Consider the following 20,393-nt stretch of genomic DNA (forward strand, 5'->3'; position numbering starts at 1 on the left):
CGATAAACTTGCAGGTCGCGAAGTGTGCTCCCCGCACCCGCGGGGATGGTCCCGCATACGCGTTGTTGCTGTTGGTGTTCGGGAGGTGCTCCCCGCACCCGCGGGGATGGTCCCGGCACCCGCAACAGTGAGTGGACGCAGTACGCGTGCTCCCCGCACCCGCGGGGATGGTCCCTGGGTCGCCCGCGCCGTACCCGCACAGACGAGGTGCTCCCCGCACCCGCAGGGATGGTCCCGTCAACACGATCGCCACCTCGGTGTCACCCAATGCTCCCTCACGCGCGGGGAAACCGCACGGGGGTGCTGGTGCATGGCTGGTCCACGTTGCTCGGCCTGTTCGCCCCATGAAGGATCGGCCATCCGCTCAAACCATCCCCCGGCAGCGACGACGTCGGCACCGCGCGAGAGTGGTTCGAAGTCCCACAGGAGCCGGACCTTGTCACCCAACGCGCGAGCGAGCACCCTCCGCGAGCGTCTCCGTACGGCGCCCTACAGACGCCAACGTCCACTCGCACCCCGACAAGGGGACTCACAGGAGCAGCCATCCCCAGCCGCTGCCCCCTGCGACCTGCACAGCATCCCGCCACCGCGTTCAACCTCTGGATGCCGTGTGCACCAAGACGTGGAGTCCACCCGGACAAGGGGTCGGTAAAAGCCGTCAAGGGGTCGCGTGGGAGCACGGCCCCTTAACCGGAATTCGGACAAGGGGGCGAAGGGTGAGACCCCTTGACACCCACGCCACGTCACACAGCAGAGATTTTCCGTGGGAGCGACCGGATCGGGTGACCCGCCGTCGACCAACGGTTGACGTCGCTCCCAGACTCCCGCTCCCGGGGAGCACCGGGAGCCGCTCCCCGCTCCCAAACACGAAGTAGGGGCCATCCGAAGATGGCCCCTACCTGCGACGTTTCCGTCGGGACGACAGGATTTGAACCTGCGACCCCTTGACCCCCAGTCAAGTGCGCTACCAAGCTGCGCCACGTCCCGATGCGCGTGTCTCGCGGTGTTCTGCGTGATCGCGCAAACAGAACTTTACCCCACGTTCGGGAGTGGTCCGCGCCCCCTCCCGGGGGGTCGGCGAGGGACAATCGGCTTATGAGCAGTGCACCTCGACCCGATGACCGTGGCCGTGACCGTGACGACGAAGGGCGGGCCCGTAACGCGCGGCCTCGTGATGGGCTCGGGCGGCCGTTGGCGTACGGCACTGAAGGGGTGGAGCGGCAGCCCGAAGGGGTTACGCGTACGCCCGACGAGACGGTCACTCAGGCGCAGGCCCTGCTCGACGCGGGGCGGCCCTTTCATGCGCACGAGGTCTTCGAAGATGCCTGGAAGTCGGGGCCCGAGGACGAGCGTGATCTGTGGAAAGGGCTCGCGCAGTTGGCTGTTGGGCTGACCCACTCGGCCCGCGGCAACCTCACCGGCGGGGCGCGGCTGCTGCTCAGGGGAGCGGGTGCGATCGGTGCGGGGAAGTGGGGGGAGCTGCCCTACGGGATCGATCTGGATGGACTTGTGGTGTGGGCGCGGCAGTTGGCGGAGTCGCTGGATGGGGACGGGCCGACTGTGGATGCCGCCGAGCACGCGCCCAGGCTGCGTGGGGACGGGGGCGGCAGCGACTGACCCACGGGCCGGGGGCATCGGCGGCATGGGCAGCGTGGGCGGCATCGGCAGCGTGGGCGGCATAGGCGGCGTGGGCAGCGTGGGTGGCATAGGCGGCGTGGGTGGCAAAGGCGGCATGCGGTACCTCGCCCGGTCAGGGCCGAGCGCACCCCAGCACCCCCGTACGGCAGACTCTCGGCGTGCGAAAGATCTATGTCATCGGTATCGGCGCGGGCGACCCCGACCAATTGACCCTGCAAGCCGTCAAGGCTCTGAAGAGCACCGACGTGTTCTTCATCCTCGACAAGGGTGAGGAAAAGGACGATCTCGTCCAGCTGCGACGTGATCTCCTCGACGCGCACTGCGCCGACCGGACCGACCGGGGCGACCAGACCGACCGGACCGACCGGACCGACCGGACCGACCGGGCCGACCGGGCCGACGGTGCTTACCGCGTAGTCGAGGCTCGCGATCCCGCGCGCGATCGCGGGGCGAGCGGTGCGGACTACTCCCCCGCCGTCGGGGACTGGCGCAGCCGCCGGGCGGACATCTATGAGCGGCTGATCGGCGATGAGCTGGGTGCTGACGAGTGCGGCGCGTTTCTCGTGTGGGGCGACCCCTCGCTGTACGACAGCACCCTCGGGGTTTTGGGGGAGGTCCTCGATCGGGGGCACGTGGCCTTCTCGTACGTCGTCGTGCCCGGTGTCAGCAGTGTCTCCTCCCTCGCCGCCAAGCACCGCATCGGCCTGAACCGCGTCGCGCGTCCCGTGCAGATCACGACCGGGCGCCGTCTCGCCGACCGCGGATTTCCCGACGGTGTCGATGATGTCGTGGTCATGCTCGATGCCCAGCAGGCCTTCCGGCAGTACCAGGGCGGGGAAGGCGGCGACATGCACATCTACTGGGGTGCCTATATCGGGACCGCCGACGAGATCCTCGTATCCGGGCCGCTGGACGAAGCCGCTCCCCGTATCGAGGCCCTCCGGGCCGAGGCACGCGAGCGCAAGGGGTGGATCATGGATACCTATCTGTTGCGCCGCGATCCGGAGGACTGAGGCCGGAGGACTGAGGCCGGAGGACTGAGGCCGGAGGACTGAGGCCGGAGGACTGAGGACTGAATCCGGAGGGCTGAGGGGCCGGGGCGATCGGACGGCGGCGCCCGTCACCGGACCGGACCGGCCCCGCATGCACTGGTCCCCGCGCGGTGTGAGGGTGACCGTGTGACCATCACCGCCGAGCCCGCCGCCGAGGCCCCAGCTCAGGGGCCGCCCGTCCTGGACAAGCGCCGCCGCAACATCGTCTTCGTGACGATCATGCTGGGGATGCTGCTCGCCGCCCTCGACCAGACCATCGTGGGCACCGCGCTGCCCACGATCGTGGCGGATCTGGGCGGTGCCGAGCACATGTCGTGGGTCGTGACGTCATATCTGCTCGCGGAGACCGTCGCCACCGTACTTGTGGGGAAGTTCGGCGATCTCTTCGGGCGGAAGATCGTTTTTCAGGTCTCGGCCGTCGTCTTCATCACCGGCTCATTTCTGTGCGGCCTGTCGACGAACATGATGCTGCTCATCGCCTGGCGCGCCCTTCAGGGCATCGGCGCGGGTGGTCTGATGGTGACCTCGATGGCGTTGATCGCCGATGTCATCCCGCTGCGCGAGCGCGGCAAGTACCAGGGGGCGATCGGTGCCGTGTTCGGCGTCGCCACCGTCATCGGGCCGCTGCTCGGCGGGCTCTTCACGGACCATCTGACCTGGCGCTGGGCCTTCTACGTCAACGTACCCATCGCGATCGTCGTGGTGATCGCCGCGGCCCGGAACATCCCCGTCGTGAAGTCCGCGGTGCGTCCCGTCATCGACTATCTCGGCATCGCGTTCGTCGCGATCGGCGCGAGCGCGCTGATTCTGGCGACGAGTTGGGGCGGCAACCAGTACGCGTGGGGTTCGGGCACCATCATCGCGCTGTTCGTCGGCGGTGCGATCGCGCTGGCGCTGTTCTGTGTGGTCGAGACGCGGGCCGCCGAACCGATGCTGCCGATGCGCCTCTTCGCCAATCCCGTCTTCACTGTCTGCTCGATCCTCAGCTTCATCGTGGGCTTCGCGATGCTCGGCGCCATGACGTTCCTGCCGACCTATCTGCAGTACGTGGACGGGGACTCGGCCACCATCTCGGGCGTGCGGACGCTGCCCATGGTGATCGGGCTGCTCATCGCGTCCGTCTTCAGCGGCAACGTGGTGAGCAAGACCGGGAAGTATCGGATCTTTCCCATCGTGGGTGCTCTGGTGATGGCGCTCGGGCTCTATCTGCTCTCCCTGATGGGCGGTGAGACCAGCACTTGGCTCGAGTCGCTCTACATGTTCGTCCTTGGTGCCGGTATCGGGCTCTGCATGCAGGTCCTGACGATCGCCGTGCAGAACACCGTCGCCTATTCCGACCTGGGGACCGCGACCTCCGGAGTGACCTTCTTCCGTACGCTCGGCAGTTCCTTCGGCACCGCCGCCTTCGGCACCATCTACGCCAATACGCTGAAGCCGAACCTGGCGGACGGGGTCGCCACGGCGGCCAAGGCCGGGGGCACGGATCCCGCTGTCGTGGCCAAGGCCGCGCAGAGTCCGCAAGGGCTGCACAGTCTTCCCGCCGAAGCGGCCGCGCCCGTTATCAAGGCTTACGCCGACACGCTGCACACCGTGTTCCTGTGGACGGTACCCGTGGCGCTGCTCGGGTTCGTGGTGGCTCTCTTCCTCAAGCAGGTGCGGCTGCGGGACAGCGCGCGGATGAGTTCATCGGACATGGGCGAGGGCTTCGCGTCACCGACTTCGGGCGGCAGCCCGGACCGGGTGCTCGAACTGACGGTCGGCAACATCATCCGCAGTACCGGTATGGACACCGCGCGCCGTGTCATCCGCGATTCCGACACCCGGCTCGATATCGCAGGAGCGTGGGCCGTCATGCAGGTCTCGCTCTTCGACCGGATGGTCGGTCACGCGAGTCTGGGGCTCATCGCGGCCCGGCGCCAGCTGCCGTCCGAAGTTCTGGTGCCGGTCTTCAACCGGATGGTCGAGGAGGGTTTCCTCACCCGCTCCGGCCTGCTCTTCTCGCACACCCCTGCGGGTGAACGCGAGGCCGACGTGATCGGCAGGGCGTGGGCGAGGTGGCTGGGCGAGCAGGTGGAGAAGGACAGCGGCCGTCCCGCGGACCAGGACCTCGTCAAGGCGGTCGACGCGATCGCGAAGCGGCTTCTCGTGGAGGACCTGGAGCACGGTCTGGCTCCCGAGGCGATGCAGGCGGTCCCGGCGGGGCAGTCGGTCCCGTTGGGCAAGGCCTAGGGCTGCCGCCGGCCGCGTCCCGGCGTCAGCGCAGGAGCAGCTGGAGTCCGCCGAGCACCGTGGCTCCGATCACCAGCTGCTCGAAGAGTCGTTGATTGATGCGGTGCACGGCCGCCTTGCCGATGAGGGCGCCCGGGACGACGAAGAGCACGAGCGCCGCGTCGAGCAGCAGCGAGTGCGCGTCGATCAGGCCGAGGCCCACGCTGAACGGCACCTTGGAGGTGTTGACGATGAGGAAGAACCACGCCGACGTCCCCAGGAAGCTCAGCTTCCGGAAGCCCGCGGAGAGTAGATACATCGACATCACCGGGCCGCCCGCGTTGGCAACCATGGTGGTGAAGCCGCCGAGCACGCCATAGGAAGGGGCCTTCAGGCGGGCGCCGCGGGAGGGGCGTGAGGGTTCCGCCTCGTCGGCTGCGGGGGTCCGGCGGCGCCACAGCGTCACCGCCGCCATCAGCAGGAGGATCGCTCCTATCGACGTACGGACCGCGGCGTCATCGGCCCACATCAAGAAGACCGTGCCCACCACCACGCCGCCCGCGACGGCGGGGAACAGGCGCCACAAGGTGGGCCAGTGGGCGTGTCTGCGGTAGGTGAGGACGGCCAGTACGTCGCCCGCGATGAGGATGGGCAGCAGGACTCCGGTCGATTCACGGGCCGGCAGGACAGCGGCGAACACCGCGAGGCTGACCGTGTTGGCCCCGCTGACGGCGGTCTTCGAGAAGCCGACGAGCACCGCGGCCGCGGCGAGCGCGGCGAATTCCCAGAGAGATACATCGAGAGATATGTCCATGCCAGGAACAGATGCTAGGCCCAACTATCTCCGGGCCGTCAGGGGCGGCCACATCCTGGACGCCCGGGACGACCACCGGACTGAGCCCCGCTGTAGGTGACGCGCAGTTCCCGCTTGAGGATCTTCATGCTGGGGCCGAGCGGCAGCTCGCCGGTGAACTCCACGCGGCGCGGGTACTTGTGGCGGCCCAGGTGTTCCTTGGACCACTCGGTGATCTGCGCGGCGTCGGGCGCGGAGCCCGGCGCCGCGACGACGACGGCGCAGATCTCCTCGCCGTGCACGTCGTCGGGCAGGCCGATCACGGCGACGTGCGCGACGTCCGGGTGGCGCATGAGGACCTCCTCGACCTCGCGCGGGTAGACGTTGAAGCCGCCGCGGATGATGACGTCCTTCTTGCGGTCGACGATGGCCAGGAACCCGTCGGCGTCCTTGGTACCGAGGTCCCCGGTGCGGAACCAGCCGTCGACGACGGCCTCGGCGGTCGCCTCCGGGCGTCCCAGGTAGCCGGAGAAGACGTTGTGGCCCCGGACCACGACCTCGCCGAGCTCCCCCGTGGGCAGCAGCTCGATGCGGTCCTCCACCTCGGCGCGGGCTATCTCCACGTCCACGCCCCACAGCGGGTGACCGATACTGCCCGCCCTGGTGCCGAAGACGGGCTGGTTGGCGGAGGCGGTGGGTGAGGTCTCGGAGAGCCCGTACCCCTCGTAGACCGGTACGCCGAAGGCCTCCTCGAAACGCTCCATCACGGCGACGGGCAGCGAGGCGCCCCCGGAGACCGCGAGCCGCAGCGCGGGCAGCCCGGGGGTCGTGGCCGCGGCGGCCACGAGGTTCACGTACATCGTCGGCACCCCGTGGAAGGTGTTGACGCCTTCCGCCGCCATCAGCTCGATGGCCCGCGCGGCGTCGAAACGCGGCAGCAGTACGAGCGTCGCGCCAGCACGCCAGGTGGCGTTCATGGAGACGGTCTGGCCGAACGCGTGGAAGAGCGGGAGAGCGCCGAGGGCGATGTCGTCGCCCCGCACGTCGTGGGCGTCGAAGGCGCAGACCGTCGCGTTCATCACCAGGTTGAGGTGGCTGAGCACGGCGCCCTTGGGGACGCCCGTGGTACCGCTGGTGTAGAAGACGACGGCGGGGTCTTCGGCCTCGCGCGTGACGTAGCCGGGGAGTGGCTCGACCCTGCCCGCCAGGGTGTCGAGCTCGCCGCCCCCGCCGAGGGTCAGCATCCGTACGCCGGTGGCGGCGGCAGCGGCCTTGCCCGTCTCGGCCTGCGCCGGGTGGCACAGCAGCAGGGTGGCGCCGCTGTCCCTCAGGACGTGCTCGACCTCCCCGGCGGAGAGGAGGAGGTGTACGGGGACGACGACGCCGCCCGCGGCGAGGATCGCGTAGTAGGCGCGCGGGAACTCCGCGGTGTTGGGTGCCGTCAGGGCCACCCTGTCCCCCGGCCCGACCCCGAGCCCCACGAGCGCCGCCGCCTGCGCACGGGCCTGCTCCCACAACTCCGCGAAGGTGAGCCGCAGTTCACCCTCGACCAGGGCGGTGCGGTCCGGTCGGCGACGGGCGGGCTCGGCGAGGATCGCAGCGAGGGACAGCGTGGCCATGAGTGGTGCTCCGTTTCCTTGCGGTGGTGCGGTGGTGCGGTCGTGCGGTCGTGCGGTCGTGCGGTCGTGCGGTGGCGCGCACCCGGGTGGGGGCTCAGTGCCTGGCGCCCGGCTCGGTCAGCCGCGCTCGACGAGCAGCGCGCTGCCCTGACCGACGCCCACGCACATCGTGGCGAGCCCGCGCGCCGCGCCGGTGCGGCGCATGCGGTGCAGGAGCGTGGTGAGGATGCGGGCGCCCGAACAGCCCAGGGGGTGGCCCAGTGCGATGGCGCCGCCGGTCGGGTTCACCAGCTCGGGGTCGATGCCGAGGGCGTCGACGCAGGCGAGGGCCTGGGCCGCGAACGCCTCGTTGAACTCGGCCTCCTGGAGGTCGCCGACGGCCCAGCCGACGCGGGTGAGCGCCTTCTGGGTGGCGGGGACGGGCCCGATGCCCATGACGTCCGGGTGCACACCGGCGGAGGCTCCGGCGACGTAGCGCCCGAGGGATTCGAGACCCAGCTCGTTCAGGGCTTCCTCGCTGACGAGGAGGAGTCCGGCCGCGCCGTCGTTCATCGGCGACGCGTTGCCCGCGGTGACGGTGCCGTCCTTGCGGAAGACGGGGCGCAGGCTGCTCAGCTTCTCGTACGAGGTGTCCTCGCGGACGCATTCGTCGAGGTCGACGAGGGTGCCGTCGGGCCGCGTGACGGGGAGGATCTCGTCGTCGAAGTGGCCGTTCTTGCGTGCCTCGGTGGCGCGTTGGTGGCTGCGCAGGGCGAAGGTGTCCTGGCGCTCGCGGGAGACGCCGTAGCGCTGCGCCACTTCTTCGGCGGTCTCCCCCATGGCCAGGACGCCGTGCAGGTCCTTCATCGCGGGGTTCACCAGGCGCCATCCGAGGCGGGTGTCGACGGTCTCCATCCTGTGCGGCAGCGCCTCGTCGGGGCGGGGCAGGACGAAGGGGGCGCGGCTCATCGACTCGGAGCCGCCCGCGAGGACGATGTCGGCTTCGCCGGACGCGATGGTGCGGGCGGCGGCGGTGACGGCCTCCATACCGGAGGCGCAGAGCCGGTTGACGGTCGCGCCCGGCACGGATTCCGGGAGTCCGGCGAGGAGGGCGGCCATGCGGGCCACGTTGCGGTTGTCCTCGCCCGCCTGGTTGGCGGCGCCCCAGTAGATGTCGTCGATGCGGGCGGGGTCCAGCTCGGGGGTGCCCGCGAGGAGGCCGCGTACGACTGTGGCGGCGAGGTCGTCCGGGCGGACGGCGGAGAGGGTCCCGCGGAGTTTGCCGATGGGGGTGCGGCGGGCTGCGGCGAAGTGGACTGGGCGCACGATACGGCTCCGGATCGTTTGCGGTCGTTGTCTGCGGGTCTCGCTGACGGCCTAGCGTAAATTAGCACTGCTAGTTTTGGAGTGTACGGGGCGCTTGCGCTGGGCGGAAGGGTGGTCTTTTTCCCCAACCCCGCCCCTTCCCGGAAACCCGCTGGCGCGGGGGCCTCGCGGGCGCGGGGAGCTAATGGTCACGTCCACGCCACGGTCGTGCAGCTTCGCGGGGGCCACGCGGGCGCGGGAAGCTCGCCAAGGCCGTCACGCTCCGAAAACCCGGCTGCCGGAGTCTCTCGCGCCGTCATCACCGGCTTCGCCGAGTTCGTCCTCAAACGCCGGACGGGCTGAAAAGCCCCACCCGAACCGCTCCACCCTCCGCGTCCACCTTCCCCACCCAGCCCCCGGAGAGGTACAGCCCCTGGTTGGGCAGCACCCTGCGCGGCACTCGTTGCCGGTGCAGGCGTCGATCGTCCTGCGTGACCACCAGGAGAGGGCAGACCAGGGCCTCCGCCGTCCGCAGGACGAAGCGGCTGCCCGGAGCGTCCGGCACGAGCCGGTTCGGCGCCACCCAGCGCAGCGGGGCGTCCGCCACCACGGGTACGCCGCCGGAAGGCCACCGCGCACCCTCCAGATAGCCCCGCACCGAATCCGCGACCCGCGCCCCCTCCTCCGCGGCCACCCGCGCGGGCTCCACCGCGTGCACACCGCTGCCCACGGCGAAGACACCCGGTGAGCCCGTGCGGAACGAACCGTCCACCGCGGGGCCCCGCGTCCCGGGGTCGAGGAGCACGCCCCCGCGCCGAGCCAGCTCGTGGTCGGGGACGAAGTCTCCGGTGAACACCACCGTGTCGCAGTCCAGCGTTCTCTCCCGCCCGTCCGGGCGCCGCAGCCGCACCCCCGACAGCCGCCCACGTCCCAGGAGTTCGGCCACGACCGCCTCGGTCACCAGCGGCACCCGCGCGGGCCCGAGCCGAGCCGCCACGGCCCGCGCCCGGCCCACCTGCGCCCGGGCCTCCCGCGTGACGAGCGCGGCGACCTCCACCCCCGCGCGCCGCAGCGTGGACAGCGCCTCGTAGCTGACCGCCTCCGCCCCCACGACGACCGCCCGCGTCCCGATCTCCTGCCCATGGATGTGGACCGACTGCTGCAATTCCCCGGTGGTGAACACCCCCGCCGGACGCGACCCCGGCACGAGCCGTGCCGTCCGTGGCCTTTCCCGCGCGCCCGTGGCCAGGACCACGGCGCGCGCGGTGATCCGCTCCAGGCCGTGCGGTCCCGTCGTGTCCACCGCGAGCGACCCGGCCCACCCGGTGGCGGTCACCCCGGTCCGTACCGCCGCTCCGGCGCCGAGGGCGGCCTCGACGAGGCGTTCCGCGTACTGCGGTCCCCTCACGCCCCAGCGCCCGAATCCTCGGTGGTCGCAGTGGCGCGGCACTCCGCCTGCCTGTGCCTCCCGTTCGAGGACCTCCACCGTGCCCGCGCCCGCAGTGGCGAGGCGGGCGGCCGCGGCGAGTCCCGCGGGACCCGCGCCGACGACGAGTACGTCCACACTCCGCTGCCGCCTCATCGCGCGGCCCCCGACTCGCCCCAGCCGTCGAAGAGTTCGCGTACCGCGGCCCCGCAGTAGAACCCCTGACAGCGCCCGCCCCGCGCCCGTGTCCGTCGCCGCAGTCCGTCGAGCGACCCGGGTGGGACCGTACTGATGAGGGCGTCCCTGATCTCCCCACGGGTGACGCGCTCGCAGTGGCAGACGATGCTGCCGTACGCGGAGTCGGTCGCGATGAGGTCGGCGCGCTGGTAGGGGCGGGGGAAGGCCTCTCCGAGGTTGGGCATGCTCACGGGGTCCAGGTTTCCGGCCACCGTCAGGTCCAGGTCGGGGCCCGCGGCATCGGCGAGCAGGCCGACGACGTACTCCGCGATCGCCATCGACGCGGTGAGGCCCGTGGACCGGATGCCGCCGACGGTGATGTACCGCTCCTCGGGTGAGCTGTGGATCTGGTAGTCGTCGTGCTCGGTGGCCGCCCGCAGCCCGGCGTAGACCGCGGTGACCTCCTCGTCGAGCAACGAGGGCAGGATGCGCCGGCCCTTGGCTCGCAGTCCGGCGAGGCCGTCCTCCGTCGTGTCCGTCGCCCCCTTGTCGTCCAGCTCCTCCGCGGTGGGGCCCAGAAGTACGTTTCCGTAGATGGTCGGAGCCACGAGCACGCCCTTCCCCAGCGCCGTCGGCACCGGCAGGAGGATGTGCCGGACCAGGTCGCGGGCGAGTTTGTCGAAGACGATGAGCTGACCCCGGCGCGGGGTCACCGTGAACTCGCCGCGCCCCAGCGTCCGCCGGTCGAGCGCGTCGGCGTGCAGACCCGCGGCGTTGATGAGGTAGCGGGTGCGTACGACACCTCGGGGCGTGATCAGTTCGTGGCAGTGGGAGCCATCCGGCGACGGCGAGGAATCCACCTCCCCGACCGCGCAGTTGAGGTGCAGGTCCACTCCCTCGCGCACGGCTTGGGTGGCGTACGCGAGTGTCGTCGTCCAGGGGCAGATGATGGACTCGCCCGGGACGACGAGTGCGCCCAACGCGCCCTCGCCCAGGTGTGGTTCGCGGGCTCTTACCTCCGCGGCGCCGATGATGCGGGCGTCGTCGTACTCGTTGCGTTCCGCCTTGTCCAGCAGGGCGGGCAGTGCCGCGAGTTGTTCCTCGTCCCAGGCGACGAGCAGGGCGCCGACCGGCTCCACCGGGATGCCGGACTCCTGGGCGTACGCGGCGAGCAGGCGTCGGCCCTCGCGTACGAGACGGGCCTCGAGGGAGCCCGGCACGGCATCGAAACCGGTGTGCAGGATGGCGGTGTTGGCCTTCGACGTGCCGTCACCGACGTCGCCGGAGGCTTCGACGAGGGCGACCCGGAGGTGGTGGTGTCCTGCCAGTTCGCGGGCGATGGCGGAGCCGACGACCCCGGCTCCCACCACGGTCACGTCATAGGGCTCGGAGGGCAGCGGGCCCTTGGCGGTGACGGTCATGACGACGGTGCGGGCGCACGGTCGAGGAGGGCGTCCACGGCCGAGCGGAAGCCGCCGATGCGCTCGGCGGCCTGTGCGGCGTCGATCTTCGGTTCGTAGACGGTGGTGGGCCGCCACCGGGGGACCACGTCCCGCACCGTGAGCTTCGGGTCGAGTCCCATGCGTGCGACGACACCCGCGCCGAGGGCGGTGACGTCCGGCAGAGCCGAGACTTCGACGGGTATTTGGAGCAGGTCGGCCTGGGTCTGCATCAGGAGGGCCGAGCGGGTCAGACCGCCGTCGACGCGCAGGCTCGTCAGGGGCTCGCCCAGATCGGCGGCCACGGCGTCGGCCAGGGACGCGACCTGGGCCGCCACGCCCTCGCACAGGGCGCGGACCAGATGGCCGGGGGACGTGTCGAGACCGAGGCCGGTGATCGAGCCGCGCAGATCGCCGCGCCACCAGGGCGCCGCGAGCCCGGCGAGCGCGGGTACGAAGGTGACGCCGCCCGCGTCGGGCACGGACGAGCCCACCAGGTCGAGGTCGGGCGCGCCTTCGATGACGCCGAGGTCCGTGAGCCAGCGGACGGCGGAGGCGGCCGTGTAGACCTGCCCGTCGAGGCAGTAGCTGCTCTCCCCCGCAAGGCGCCAGGCGACACAGCTGACCAGACCGGAATCCCCCCGGCGTGGTCGGGAGCCGGTCTGGGCGAGCAGGAACGCGCCTGTTCCGTACGTGCACTTGGCGCTGCCCGGCTCGGTCACGTCCTGAGCGAGGAGCGCGGCCTGCTGGTCGACGAGGAGGCCGGTCAGCGGCAGCTCGGGCCCGAAGGCCTTCGTGGTGCCGACCGGGCCCGCCGCGTCGACGACACGCGGCAGCCGCTCGTCGGCGAGTCCGAAGACGTCAAGGGCGCGCGGTGACCACGTGACGTCGTCCAGGTCGAGGAGCTGGGTGCGTCCGGCGGTCGCCGCGTCGGTGACGAACTCACCGGTGAGCCGGTGGACCAGCCATGCGTCGCTGGTGGTGACGACGCCTTCGCGGGTGAGGTGGCGGCGTATCCACGCCATCTTGGGCGCGGCGAAATAGGGGTCGAGCGGAAGCCCCGTCAGGTGCCGCAACTCGGCGGCGTATGGACTGAGTTCCGTACAGAGAGGCTCCGCGCGCCGGTCCTGCCACACGATCGCCTCGGTCAGCGGGCGGCCCGAAGCGGGGTCCCAGGCGAGCACCGTCTCGCCCTGGTTGGCGAGGCCGACCGCGGCGACCGGCTCCCCCGCGTCGGCCAGGGCGCGGCGTCCCGCGTCGACCACCGAGTCGTACAGAGCCGCCGGATCGACCTCCACCAGGCCGCCGGGGAGGTGGCGCGGGCGTACGGGCGCGGCGCCGGAGCCGATCACTCCGCGGTCCGGGCAGAGGACGAGAGCCTTCGTGCCGGACGTGCCTTGGTCGATGGCGAGGACTGCCTCGCCGCGCGGTCCGCTGCCATTCGTGATCACCGCGGAAGCCTGCTACAGCCGCCGGGAAGGCGTCAAGAGCCCCCTTCCGGGGGACCTCATCCCCGACTTTTCGGAAAATGCCAACCGGCGCGCCGAGTTGACCTCAATTCAAACTCAAAAGATCCACGAACCGCCGTGAGAACGGAAGTTCCAGATCTACACTGACCGCCGAACAACATCATTTCGTCATAGGCCAGTTCGCACACGCTCTGCCCTCCGCCCTCCTCCCCCACAGAGGATTCATGCCCACTCCGTCAGGCCGCCCCGTGTATCACCCGGCGGGCCACGACGAACAGTTGCGCGCCGTGCTCCAGGACCTCAAGACGGGTCGCTGGGTGTCGACGCGCAGCCTTCTCGACTCCACGCCCGACTGGGGCCTGTGGACGCAGCGGACGCAGATCCTGGCGGCCGCCGTCGCCGGTTCCGACGTGGTCAGGGCCTGGCTGACCGAGGAGCCGCACAGCGCCGCGGCATCCGTTCTGCACAGCAGGGTCCTTGTCGAGCGGACCCTGCGCGCTCATCGCGCCGGACACCGCCAGACCAACGAGCTGTGGCGCGAGGCGGCAGCGGCGTGCGGCGCCGCGTTGGACACCTCGCCCGAGGATCCCGTGCCGTGGGTCTGCCTGCTCGCCCTCGCCCAGCTCGACAAGGGGCAGCGCTGGGACGAGCACCGGGTGCCGGCCCCCGAGCCGATGCTCTTCCCCGGACCCTGGCATCTCCTCGCCGAGGCCGACAAGCGCGACCCGGGCAACCGCGAGGCCTACCACCGGATGCTGCAGTTCGCCTACGCGCGCCGCCCCGGAGGTCCGCTCACCGAGGCGGTCAACTTCGCCCACTGGGCATCCGGTTCGGCGCCCGCGGGCTCGGCGTTGCACCTGTTGCCCCTGTATGTGCGCGTCGAGCGGTACCGCAAGGACGGCGGCAGCGAGAACGCCCTGGACCTGCACTGGATAGGGGAGGACGCGACCCGCTCCGCCCTGCGCGCGCTGCACCTCTGGTTCGAGCACGCGCCGCCCGGGTCGACCTCGCTCCTCGACCTCAGCCACCTGGCCCACGCGCTGTGGGGCGCGCATCACTTCCAGGACGCGGCAAGAGTGTTCGACGTTCTGGACCCCTTCTACACCGTGGCGCCGTGGACGTACCGCACGCGCTCACCCGGTGACACGGACGCGGCTGCCGAGATGTTCATGCAGGCGCGTACGCGCTGTATGACCGCCTTACGCGATCCGGGCTGAGGCCCCCCCCGCCACCCCAGGCAACGGCCTTTCGCCCAGCACCACCCGCTCCCCGAACGACCGCTCCCCCACCGGAGGTACATCCGTGTCCCGCACCACCTGGTCGAGCCCCGCATCGGCCACAGACCCGCTGCCCGACGAGGAACAGAGGCTCAGGGAGCTCGGCTACCAGCCGGTCCTGGCGCGCCGGATGGGCGGCTTCGGCAACTTCGCCATCAGCTTCTCCGTCATCTCCATCCTCTCCGGCTGCATGACCCTGTACGGCTTCGGCCTCGGTACGGGCGGCCCGGCCGTGATGCTCTGGGGCTGGGCGGGCGTCGGGCTCTTCGTGCTCTGCGTGGGTATGGCGCTCGCCGAGGTCACCAGCGCCTACCCGACGTCGGGGGCCCTCTACTACATGGCCGACCGGCTCGGTGGGCGGCGCTGGGGCTGGTACACGGGCTGGTTGAACCTGCTCGGTCTGCTCGGCGCGATAGCGGGCATCGACTACGGCGCCGCGCTCTTCTCCGGGGCGTTCCTGAACCTGAAGTTCGGCTTCACGCCGACGCCGGAGAAGACCTTCCTGATCTTCCTCGGCATCCTGCTCCTGCACGCCGTGCTCAACCTGTTCAACGTACGCCTGGTGAGTCTGCTCAACTCCATCAGCGTGTGGTGGCACGTCGCCGGTGTCGCGGTGATCGTGGGCGTCCTCGCGATCGTGCCGGACCACCACCAGTCCCCGGGTTTCGTCTTCGGTGAGTTCGTCAACAACACCGGCTGGGACAACCCGCTCTACGTCACGGCGATCGGTCTGCTCCTCGCGCAGTACACCTTCTGCGGATACGACGCTTCCGCGCACCTGTCGGAGGAGACCTCCAACGCCTCGGTCTCCGCGGCGCGCGGCATCGTGCGTGCCATCTGGGCGTCGTGGATCGCCGGTTTCATCCTGCTCGCCGGGCTGACGTTCGCGATCCAGGACTACGCGGGCACCGTGAACACCGCCACCAACGTGCCGCCCGCGCAGATCATGATCGACGCGATCGGCGAGTCCGGGGCGACGGCGCTGCTGCTCATCGTGATCGTGGCGCAGCTGTTCTGCGGCAACGCCGAGACCGCCGCGGCCAGCCGCATGGTGTTCGCCTTCAGCCGCGACAACGCGCTGCCGGGATCGAAGATATGGCGCAAGGTCAGCTCCCGGACCCAGGTGCCGGTGCCCGGGGTCTGGCTCTCGGTCGGTCTGGCCGCGGTCATCGCCCTGCCGTCCCTGTACTCGACGACCGCGTACACGGCCGTGACCGCCATCAACGTCATCGGGATCACGCCCGCGTACGCCATCCCGATCTACCTGCGCCTTCGGGCGGGCGACCGCTTCGAGAAGGGCCCGTGGAACCTGGGCCGCTGGAGCAAGCCCATCGGCTGGACAGCCGTGCTCTGGGTGGTCTTCGTGACGATCCTGTTCTGCCTGCCCCAGGTCTCGCCGGTGACGGTCGACTCGATGAACTACGCGTCCATCGCGCTCGTCGTGGTGCTGACCCTCGCCACCATCTGGTGGTTCGTGGCGAAGGGCTCCTACAGCACGCCGTCGGCGTACGGGACGGAGCGGGAGCAGGCGGAGATCGCGGAGGACATCGTCTAGGCGACGCGTGGATCCTTCGTCGCGTCGCCTTATGGGAGACGGTCGTTGAGGATCCGCTGGAAGAGTCGGTGGTCGCGCCAGGCGCCGTTGATGTGCAGGAACTCCGGCGCGACACCGAACTCCTCGAAGCCGCACTTGGCGAGGACCCGCTGCGAGGGCACGTTGTCGAGGAGGGTGCCCGCCTCGACGCGGTGCAGGCCCAGTTCGGTGTCGGCGGCGACGCAGGCCCGCTCGACGGCGGCGGTGGCCAGGCCGCGGCCGATGTGGTCCACGTCGATCCAGTAGCCGAGATTTCCGCTGCGCAAGGGCCCGAGAACGATGCCGGACAGGGTGATCGAGCCGACGATGTCCCCCTCACGGTCGAGCACCCAGGGTGCCGTGCGCCCGGCCCGGCACTCCTCCAACTGGACACGGAGCCGGGCGGCCTGCGCCTGCGAGGTGAAGTGGTCCTCGGGCCGGGTGGGTTCCCACGGCTCAAGGTGCGCGCGGCTGTGCAGGCGGGCGCGGGCGAGACCGCCCGCGTCCTCCGGCGTGGCGGGGCGCATGACGACGTCCGGGGTGATGCGGGCGGATTCGGTGATCATGCGTCAAGAGTAAGGACCGCGGCGGGCGCGGGGGCCGGTTGGCTCACCTTCCGCCCGCCACGCGCAGGATCGTGCCGGACGTGTACGACGCCTCGTCCGAGAGGAGCCAGGAGACGGCCGCCGCGATCTCGTCGGGTTGGCCGGAGCGCCCCAGGGGGATCCCCGCGGCGAGCTTCGCCGGGCGCTCGGGGTCGGCGTGGAACTCGGTCCAGATCACGCCGGGCGCGACGGCGTTGACGCGGATGCCGTCCGCGGCGACCTCCTTCGACAGGCCGATGGTCATCGTGTCGACGGCCCCCTTGGCGGCGGCGTAATGGACGTACTCCCCCGGGGCGCCGAGGGTCGCCGCCGCGGAGGAGATGTTCACGATGCCGCCGCCGGCGCCGGTCCGGGTCATGTCGCGGATCGCGCGGCGGGCGCAGAGGAGGTAGCCGAGTACGTTCACGTCGAGTGCGCGGCGCATGGCGGCGGCGTCGGCCTGCGCGAGCGGCCCCACCGGGGCGCCGATCCCGGCGTTGTTCACAAGCCCCGTGACCGGGCCCAGCTCAGCGGCGGCGGTCTCGAAGAGGCGGTCGACGTCCGCCTCGTCGGCGGTGTCCATCCGGACGGTGACGCAGCGGGCGCTCGCATCCGCTCCTGCTCCTGCTCCTGCTCCTGCCGTGCTCACAGCCCGGACTTCCGCGGCTACCTTCTCGGCGGCGTCGGCGTCGGAGTGATAGCCGAGGGCGATGTGGTGGCCCTCCTCGGCGAGACGGACGCAGATGGCTGCGCCGATGCCGCGGCTGCCGCCGGTTACGACTGTGACGGGGTTCTGCGGCACGTTTCCTCCGAGGGGCGGGGGCGGGATCGTCATTTGATCGATCATTCACCAACCCGCTCACTCGGGTAAAGCGGGCGTCGCCACCCTGTGGACCTCATTGGACCTTCCGCCGAGGGACGTCAGCGTTCGTGGTTCGAAAAGCACATGGTGCGCGCGGGTGTCGACGGACTTGGATTGCCAGGGTCAGGACAGCGGGGTCACTCCCCGACGTCGGGAGCCGAGAGTCGAGAGGGGACGCGACCAGCGCATGACATCCATGCTCGACGGCTGTACGCCCTGGCCCCCGGAGTTCGTCGACCGATACCGGTCGGCCGGGCACTGGCGTGGCGTCACGCTGGACGACCTGCTGCGCGGCTGGGCCCTGCAGTACGGGCCGCGCACCGCGCTCGTGCACGACGGCAGCCGCATCACCTACGCGAACCTGAACCGGCGCGTGGACCGGATGGCCGCCGGATTCCGGCTGCGCGGCCTGAGGCCCGGACAGCGGGTCGTCGTCCAGCTGCCGAACGTTCCCGAGTTCGTCGTCACCGTGTTCGCGCTGATGCGCGTCGGCGCCGTCCCCGTGATCTGCCCGGTCTCGCACCGCGCGCCCGAGGTGTCCCGTGTCGCGCGGATCGCCCAGGCCGTCGGCTACGTCGGCCCCTCGACCTACCAGGGCTTCGACCACACGGCGATGGCCGCCGACATCGCCGCCCAAGGGCCCTTCCTGCGGCGGGTGTTCACCTTTGAGGCACCGGGCACCTCATCCCCGTACGGCGGCATGACGACCGACCCGTCGGGGTGCCACTACTTCCCGCTGGGCTCCGTCGACTCGCCGCCCGGTCCCGCGCTCGCGCGAAGTGCCGGCCAGGTGGCGTTCCTCTTGCCCTCCTGCGACGCCGTCGCCGCGCCCCAGCTCGTTCCGCGCACCCACGACGACTACGCCTACCAGGCGCGGGCCGCCGCCGAGCTGGTGTCGCTCACCGAGAACGACGTCTATCTCGCCGCGCGGCCCGCCGGGTCGAACCTCACCTTCGGCTGCCCCGGGATCGTCGGGACCCTCTCCGTCGGCGGCACCGTCGTCCTGGTCGAGGACATGGGAGCCGCCGCAAGCCTTTCGGTCGTCGAACGGGAACGGGTCACCGTCACGTCGCTGGTGCCCGCCGTCGCCCGGCTCTGGCTCGACGCGCTCGGCTCGGTAGAGGCCGACGTGAGCAGTCTGCGTCTCGTGCAGCTCGGCGGCGCGCCCTTGGACCGGGCGACCACCGCGCGGGTGGGAGCCGAGTTGGGCTGCCGCCCGCAGCAGGTCCTCGCCATGGCCGGGGGTCCGCTCACTCTCACCCGGACCGCCGATCCGGACGGGACCGTGCTCACCACGCGGGGTCGCCCGCTCTCGCCCGACGACGAGATCCGCCTGGTCGACGCCGACGGCGAGGACGTGCCCGACGGGGAGCCCGGCGAACTGCTCGCCCGGGGCCCGTACACCCCGCGCGGCTACTACCGGGCCCCCGACGACGACATACGTTCCTTCACGACCGACGGCTACTTCCGTACCGGACGCCTCGCGCGGCGCACCCCGGACGGCAACCTGGTCGTCTAGGCCCTCTCGTCGCCTAGGCCTTCTCGGGGACCCCGGTCCCGGCCACCTGGTCCTCGGGGGCGGCCTCCTCGGGAGCCAGGCTGTCCATGAAGGAGGAGACGGAGAACACCGCGCGCCCCGGGCCCGCGGGACCGTATCCGGGCGGCGACGACAGACCGTTGGACTCCATCGTCGCGCGGTACGCCTCCAGGAGACGGACGTGGTACTCCAGCGGGGCGCCCTGCGGGTTCGCCTTGCCCAGCGGTGTCGTGGGCTCCGGGCACCACGTCGTGAAGCGGGGCGTGATGCCGCGCGACATGAAGTACTGCAGCCCCTCGACGGTGGAGTCGATGGCCTCGCCGACCGTCTTGAAGCCGAACGGCTCCGCCATCTCCACGCCCGCCACGAAGTTCGGGATGACGTTGCGCGGTCCGAAGACGTCCGCGGAGTCCAGGATGCGGCGGTGCCACTCGTCGCGGCCCACGTAGCGCTCCTTACCGGGGCAGTAGCGCTCGAACAGGTACGGGTCCCACACCTCGTAGTTGGGGTGGTAGATCCGTACGCCGTAGTCGTGGAAGCGCTGGACGTCCGCCTTGGGCAGCGCCTGCGCGACGACCTTGCCGATCCAGCGGCCGGGGAAGCGCTCCTCGATGGCCTTCGCGTACTGGCCGTAGAAGTCGGCCTCGTCCTTGCCCTGGAGCTGCGTGGTGATGGCGCCGCCGGTGAGCGTGTACGCGGTGGAGGACTTCGCCGTGTCGTACTTGTCGATGATGGCGAGGGCCTCAAGGACCTCGTCCATCGGCTTCACGCCCGTGTAGGGGCGGCCCGCCGCCTTCTGCTGGCGCCAGTTGTGGTTGATGTCGCAGTACCCGCACTCCTCCTTGGCGCCGAAGTACTGGCAGACCCGGAAGACCGTCAGGTAGATCAGGTAGCCCCACTGGATGGTGGGCGCCACCTCCATGACGGACTTGCCGTTCTCCAGCGTGTGCCGGTAGTAGTCCGGCATCGGCGGCAGGCCCACATCGGAGATCCGGGCGCCGTCCAGGTACAGGCCGAGCACGCCGTCGTCGTCGGCGGCCACGCGGTAGGGCGATGAGGGGTTCACGCGGACCGAGACGACCGTGCGGCGCAGGTCGTAGGGGCCACCGGTGAGGACGATCTCCTCGGGCGGTCGGCGCAGGGCGGCGGCGCCGAGCTCGGGCAGTGTGCTGTGGTCGAAGGAGAAGATGAAGTACGACTTCGGCTTGACCTCACCGCCCTCATTGTCGCTCAGCGCGGACTCGTCGAAGGCCATGCCACCCCTGAGCAGGTCTTCTTTGATCACCGCCTCTCGCGGCACCTGCGGGAACCGCTCCATGAGTCCCTCTACGAGCTGGGTACGGCTCTCGCTGCGGCTTGCCATCTGCCGGGCACCTCGGATCCTGTCGGTGAATTGTGCTTTCCCGTGGCCCCCACGCTAGTACCCTCCTGCCGCGGCGCGGACCCGCCTCCGGT

Annotated in this window: 15 protein-coding genes, 1 tRNA gene and 1 CRISPR repeat array; of the genes, 6 read left to right on the top strand and 10 right to left on the bottom strand. The window is 70.7% G+C overall.

Features of this window, described 5'->3' with window-relative positions; translation table 11 throughout:
- The first annotated feature begins 24 nt into the window (after positions 1-24).
- Positions 25-237: direct repeats of the CRISPR family, unit length 29 nt; unit sequence GTGCTCCCCGCACCCGCGGGGATGGTCCC.
- A 676-nt stretch (positions 238-913) separates the two neighbouring features.
- A tRNA-Pro gene (locus tag ACFVXC_RS00440) sits at positions 914-987 on the bottom strand.
- A 108-nt stretch (positions 988-1,095) separates the two neighbouring features.
- Between ACFVXC_RS00440 and ACFVXC_RS00445 the strand changes: the two genes are divergently transcribed.
- The 3 genes from ACFVXC_RS00445 (at position 1,096) to ACFVXC_RS00455 (ending at position 4,919) form a co-directional block, all read left to right on the top strand.
- Positions 1,096-1,617: a DUF309 domain-containing protein gene (locus ACFVXC_RS00445; RefSeq protein WP_389900206.1), complete on the top strand. Its 522-nt coding sequence runs from the start codon at positions 1,096-1,098 to the stop codon at positions 1,615-1,617.
- A gap of 179 nt (positions 1,618-1,796) precedes the next feature.
- Complete coding sequence (gene cobF / locus ACFVXC_RS00450; RefSeq protein ID WP_389900207.1) at positions 1,797-2,651, top strand: precorrin-6A synthase (deacetylating); 855 nt, start codon at positions 1,797-1,799, stop codon at positions 2,649-2,651.
- Between the two features lie 165 nt (positions 2,652-2,816).
- Positions 2,817-4,919, top strand: a complete 2,103-nt coding sequence (locus ACFVXC_RS00455; RefSeq protein ID WP_389900208.1) for an MDR family MFS transporter — start codon at positions 2,817-2,819, stop codon at positions 4,917-4,919.
- 25 nt (positions 4,920-4,944) lie between these two features.
- Here ACFVXC_RS00455 and ACFVXC_RS00460 read toward each other — a convergent pair whose 3' ends face one another.
- From ACFVXC_RS00460 to ACFVXC_RS00485, 6 genes are all read right to left on the bottom strand, one after another.
- On the bottom strand, positions 4,945-5,712 hold the full coding sequence (locus ACFVXC_RS00460) for a sulfite exporter TauE/SafE family protein (protein ID WP_389900209.1): 768 nt from the start codon (positions 5,710-5,712) through the stop codon (positions 4,945-4,947).
- Between the two features lie 38 nt (positions 5,713-5,750).
- Positions 5,751-7,310 (bottom strand): long-chain fatty acid--CoA ligase, encoded by a 1,560-nt coding sequence (locus ACFVXC_RS00465; RefSeq protein WP_389900210.1) that lies wholly within the window; start codon positions 7,308-7,310, stop codon positions 5,751-5,753.
- 117 nt (positions 7,311-7,427) lie between these two features.
- A complete protein-coding gene (locus tag ACFVXC_RS00470; RefSeq protein WP_389900211.1) occupies positions 7,428-8,615 on the bottom strand; it encodes a thiolase family protein in 1,188 nt (395 codons plus the stop codon).
- Positions 8,616-8,937: 322 nt separating this feature from the next.
- Positions 8,938-10,176: an NAD(P)/FAD-dependent oxidoreductase gene (locus ACFVXC_RS00475; RefSeq protein ID WP_389900212.1), complete on the bottom strand. Its 1,239-nt coding sequence runs from the start codon at positions 10,174-10,176 to the stop codon at positions 8,938-8,940.
- Positions 10,173-11,618 carry an FAD-dependent oxidoreductase gene (locus ACFVXC_RS00480; protein ID WP_389900213.1) on the bottom strand — a complete coding sequence of 482 codons (1,446 nt, stop codon included), beginning with the start codon at positions 11,616-11,618 and terminating at the stop codon, positions 10,173-10,175. The genes ACFVXC_RS00475 and ACFVXC_RS00480 overlap by 4 nt, the downstream gene beginning before the upstream one ends.
- The gene (locus tag ACFVXC_RS00485) at positions 11,615-13,087 is read right to left on the bottom strand and encodes an FGGY family carbohydrate kinase (protein ID WP_389900214.1); all 1,473 of its coding nucleotides are present in this window, start codon (positions 13,085-13,087) and stop codon (positions 11,615-11,617) included. Before ACFVXC_RS00485 ends, ACFVXC_RS00480 begins: the two co-directional genes overlap by 4 nt.
- Positions 13,088-13,329: 242 nt before the next feature.
- On the opposite strand from ACFVXC_RS00485, the gene ACFVXC_RS00490 reads away from it, so the two are divergent.
- Together ACFVXC_RS00490 and ACFVXC_RS00495 are read left to right on the top strand one after the other, a co-directional pair.
- Positions 13,330-14,322: a hypothetical protein gene (locus tag ACFVXC_RS00490; protein ID WP_389900215.1), complete on the top strand. Its 993-nt coding sequence runs from the start codon at positions 13,330-13,332 to the stop codon at positions 14,320-14,322.
- Positions 14,323-14,407: 85 nt separating this feature from the next.
- Positions 14,408-15,937, top strand: a complete 1,530-nt coding sequence (locus ACFVXC_RS00495) for an amino acid permease (protein ID WP_389900216.1) — start codon at positions 14,408-14,410, stop codon at positions 15,935-15,937.
- A 29-nt stretch (positions 15,938-15,966) separates the two neighbouring features.
- Here ACFVXC_RS00495 and ACFVXC_RS00500 read toward each other — a convergent pair whose 3' ends face one another.
- The gene (locus ACFVXC_RS00500; protein ID WP_389900217.1) at positions 15,967-16,521 is read right to left on the bottom strand and encodes a GNAT family N-acetyltransferase; all 555 of its coding nucleotides are present in this window, start codon (positions 16,519-16,521) and stop codon (positions 15,967-15,969) included.
- Positions 16,522-16,564: 43 nt separating this feature from the next.
- On the bottom strand, positions 16,565-17,374 hold the full coding sequence (locus ACFVXC_RS00505) for an SDR family oxidoreductase (RefSeq protein ID WP_389900218.1): 810 nt from the start codon (positions 17,372-17,374) through the stop codon (positions 16,565-16,567).
- Between the two features lie 214 nt (positions 17,375-17,588).
- On the opposite strand from ACFVXC_RS00505, the gene ACFVXC_RS00510 reads away from it, so the two are divergent.
- Positions 17,589-18,920, top strand: a complete 1,332-nt coding sequence (locus tag ACFVXC_RS00510) for an AMP-binding protein (protein ID WP_389900219.1) — start codon at positions 17,589-17,591, stop codon at positions 18,918-18,920.
- 13 nt (positions 18,921-18,933) lie between these two features.
- On the opposite strand, the gene ACFVXC_RS00515 is transcribed toward ACFVXC_RS00510, so the two are convergent.
- Positions 18,934-20,301 (bottom strand): radical SAM protein, encoded by a 1,368-nt coding sequence (locus ACFVXC_RS00515; protein ID WP_389900220.1) that lies wholly within the window; start codon positions 20,299-20,301, stop codon positions 18,934-18,936.
- Between the last annotated feature and the right edge of the window lie 92 nt (positions 20,302-20,393).

The sequence above is a fragment of the Streptomyces sp. NPDC058257 genome, assembly GCF_042881845.1.
In the GTDB taxonomy this organism is placed as follows: domain Bacteria; phylum Actinomycetota; class Actinomycetes; order Streptomycetales; family Streptomycetaceae; genus Streptomyces.

Coding starts and splice junctions, on each gene's coding strand:
- ACFVXC_RS00445 (WP_389900206.1), top strand. CDS start 1,096: ATGAGCAGTGCACCTCGACCCGATGACCGTGGCCGTGACCGTGACGAC.
- ACFVXC_RS00460 (WP_389900209.1), bottom strand. CDS start 5,712: ATGGACATATCTCTCGATGTATCTCTCTGGGAATTCGCCGCGCTCGCC.
- ACFVXC_RS00465 (WP_389900210.1), bottom strand. CDS start 7,310: ATGGCCACGCTGTCCCTCGCTGCGATCCTCGCCGAGCCCGCCCGTCGC.
- ACFVXC_RS00475 (WP_389900212.1), bottom strand. CDS start 10,176: ATGAGGCGGCAGCGGAGTGTGGACGTACTCGTCGTCGGCGCGGGTCCC.
- ACFVXC_RS00480 (WP_389900213.1), bottom strand. CDS start 11,618: ATGACCGTCACCGCCAAGGGCCCGCTGCCCTCCGAGCCCTATGACGTG.
- ACFVXC_RS00490 (WP_389900215.1), top strand. CDS start 13,330: ATGCCCACTCCGTCAGGCCGCCCCGTGTATCACCCGGCGGGCCACGAC.
- ACFVXC_RS00500 (WP_389900217.1), bottom strand. CDS start 16,521: ATGATCACCGAATCCGCCCGCATCACCCCGGACGTCGTCATGCGCCCC.
- ACFVXC_RS00505 (WP_389900218.1), bottom strand. CDS start 17,374: ATGACGATCCCGCCCCCGCCCCTCGGAGGAAACGTGCCGCAGAACCCC.
- ACFVXC_RS00510 (WP_389900219.1), top strand. CDS start 17,589: ATGACATCCATGCTCGACGGCTGTACGCCCTGGCCCCCGGAGTTCGTC.
- ACFVXC_RS00515 (WP_389900220.1), bottom strand. CDS start 20,301: ATGGCAAGCCGCAGCGAGAGCCGTACCCAGCTCGTAGAGGGACTCATG.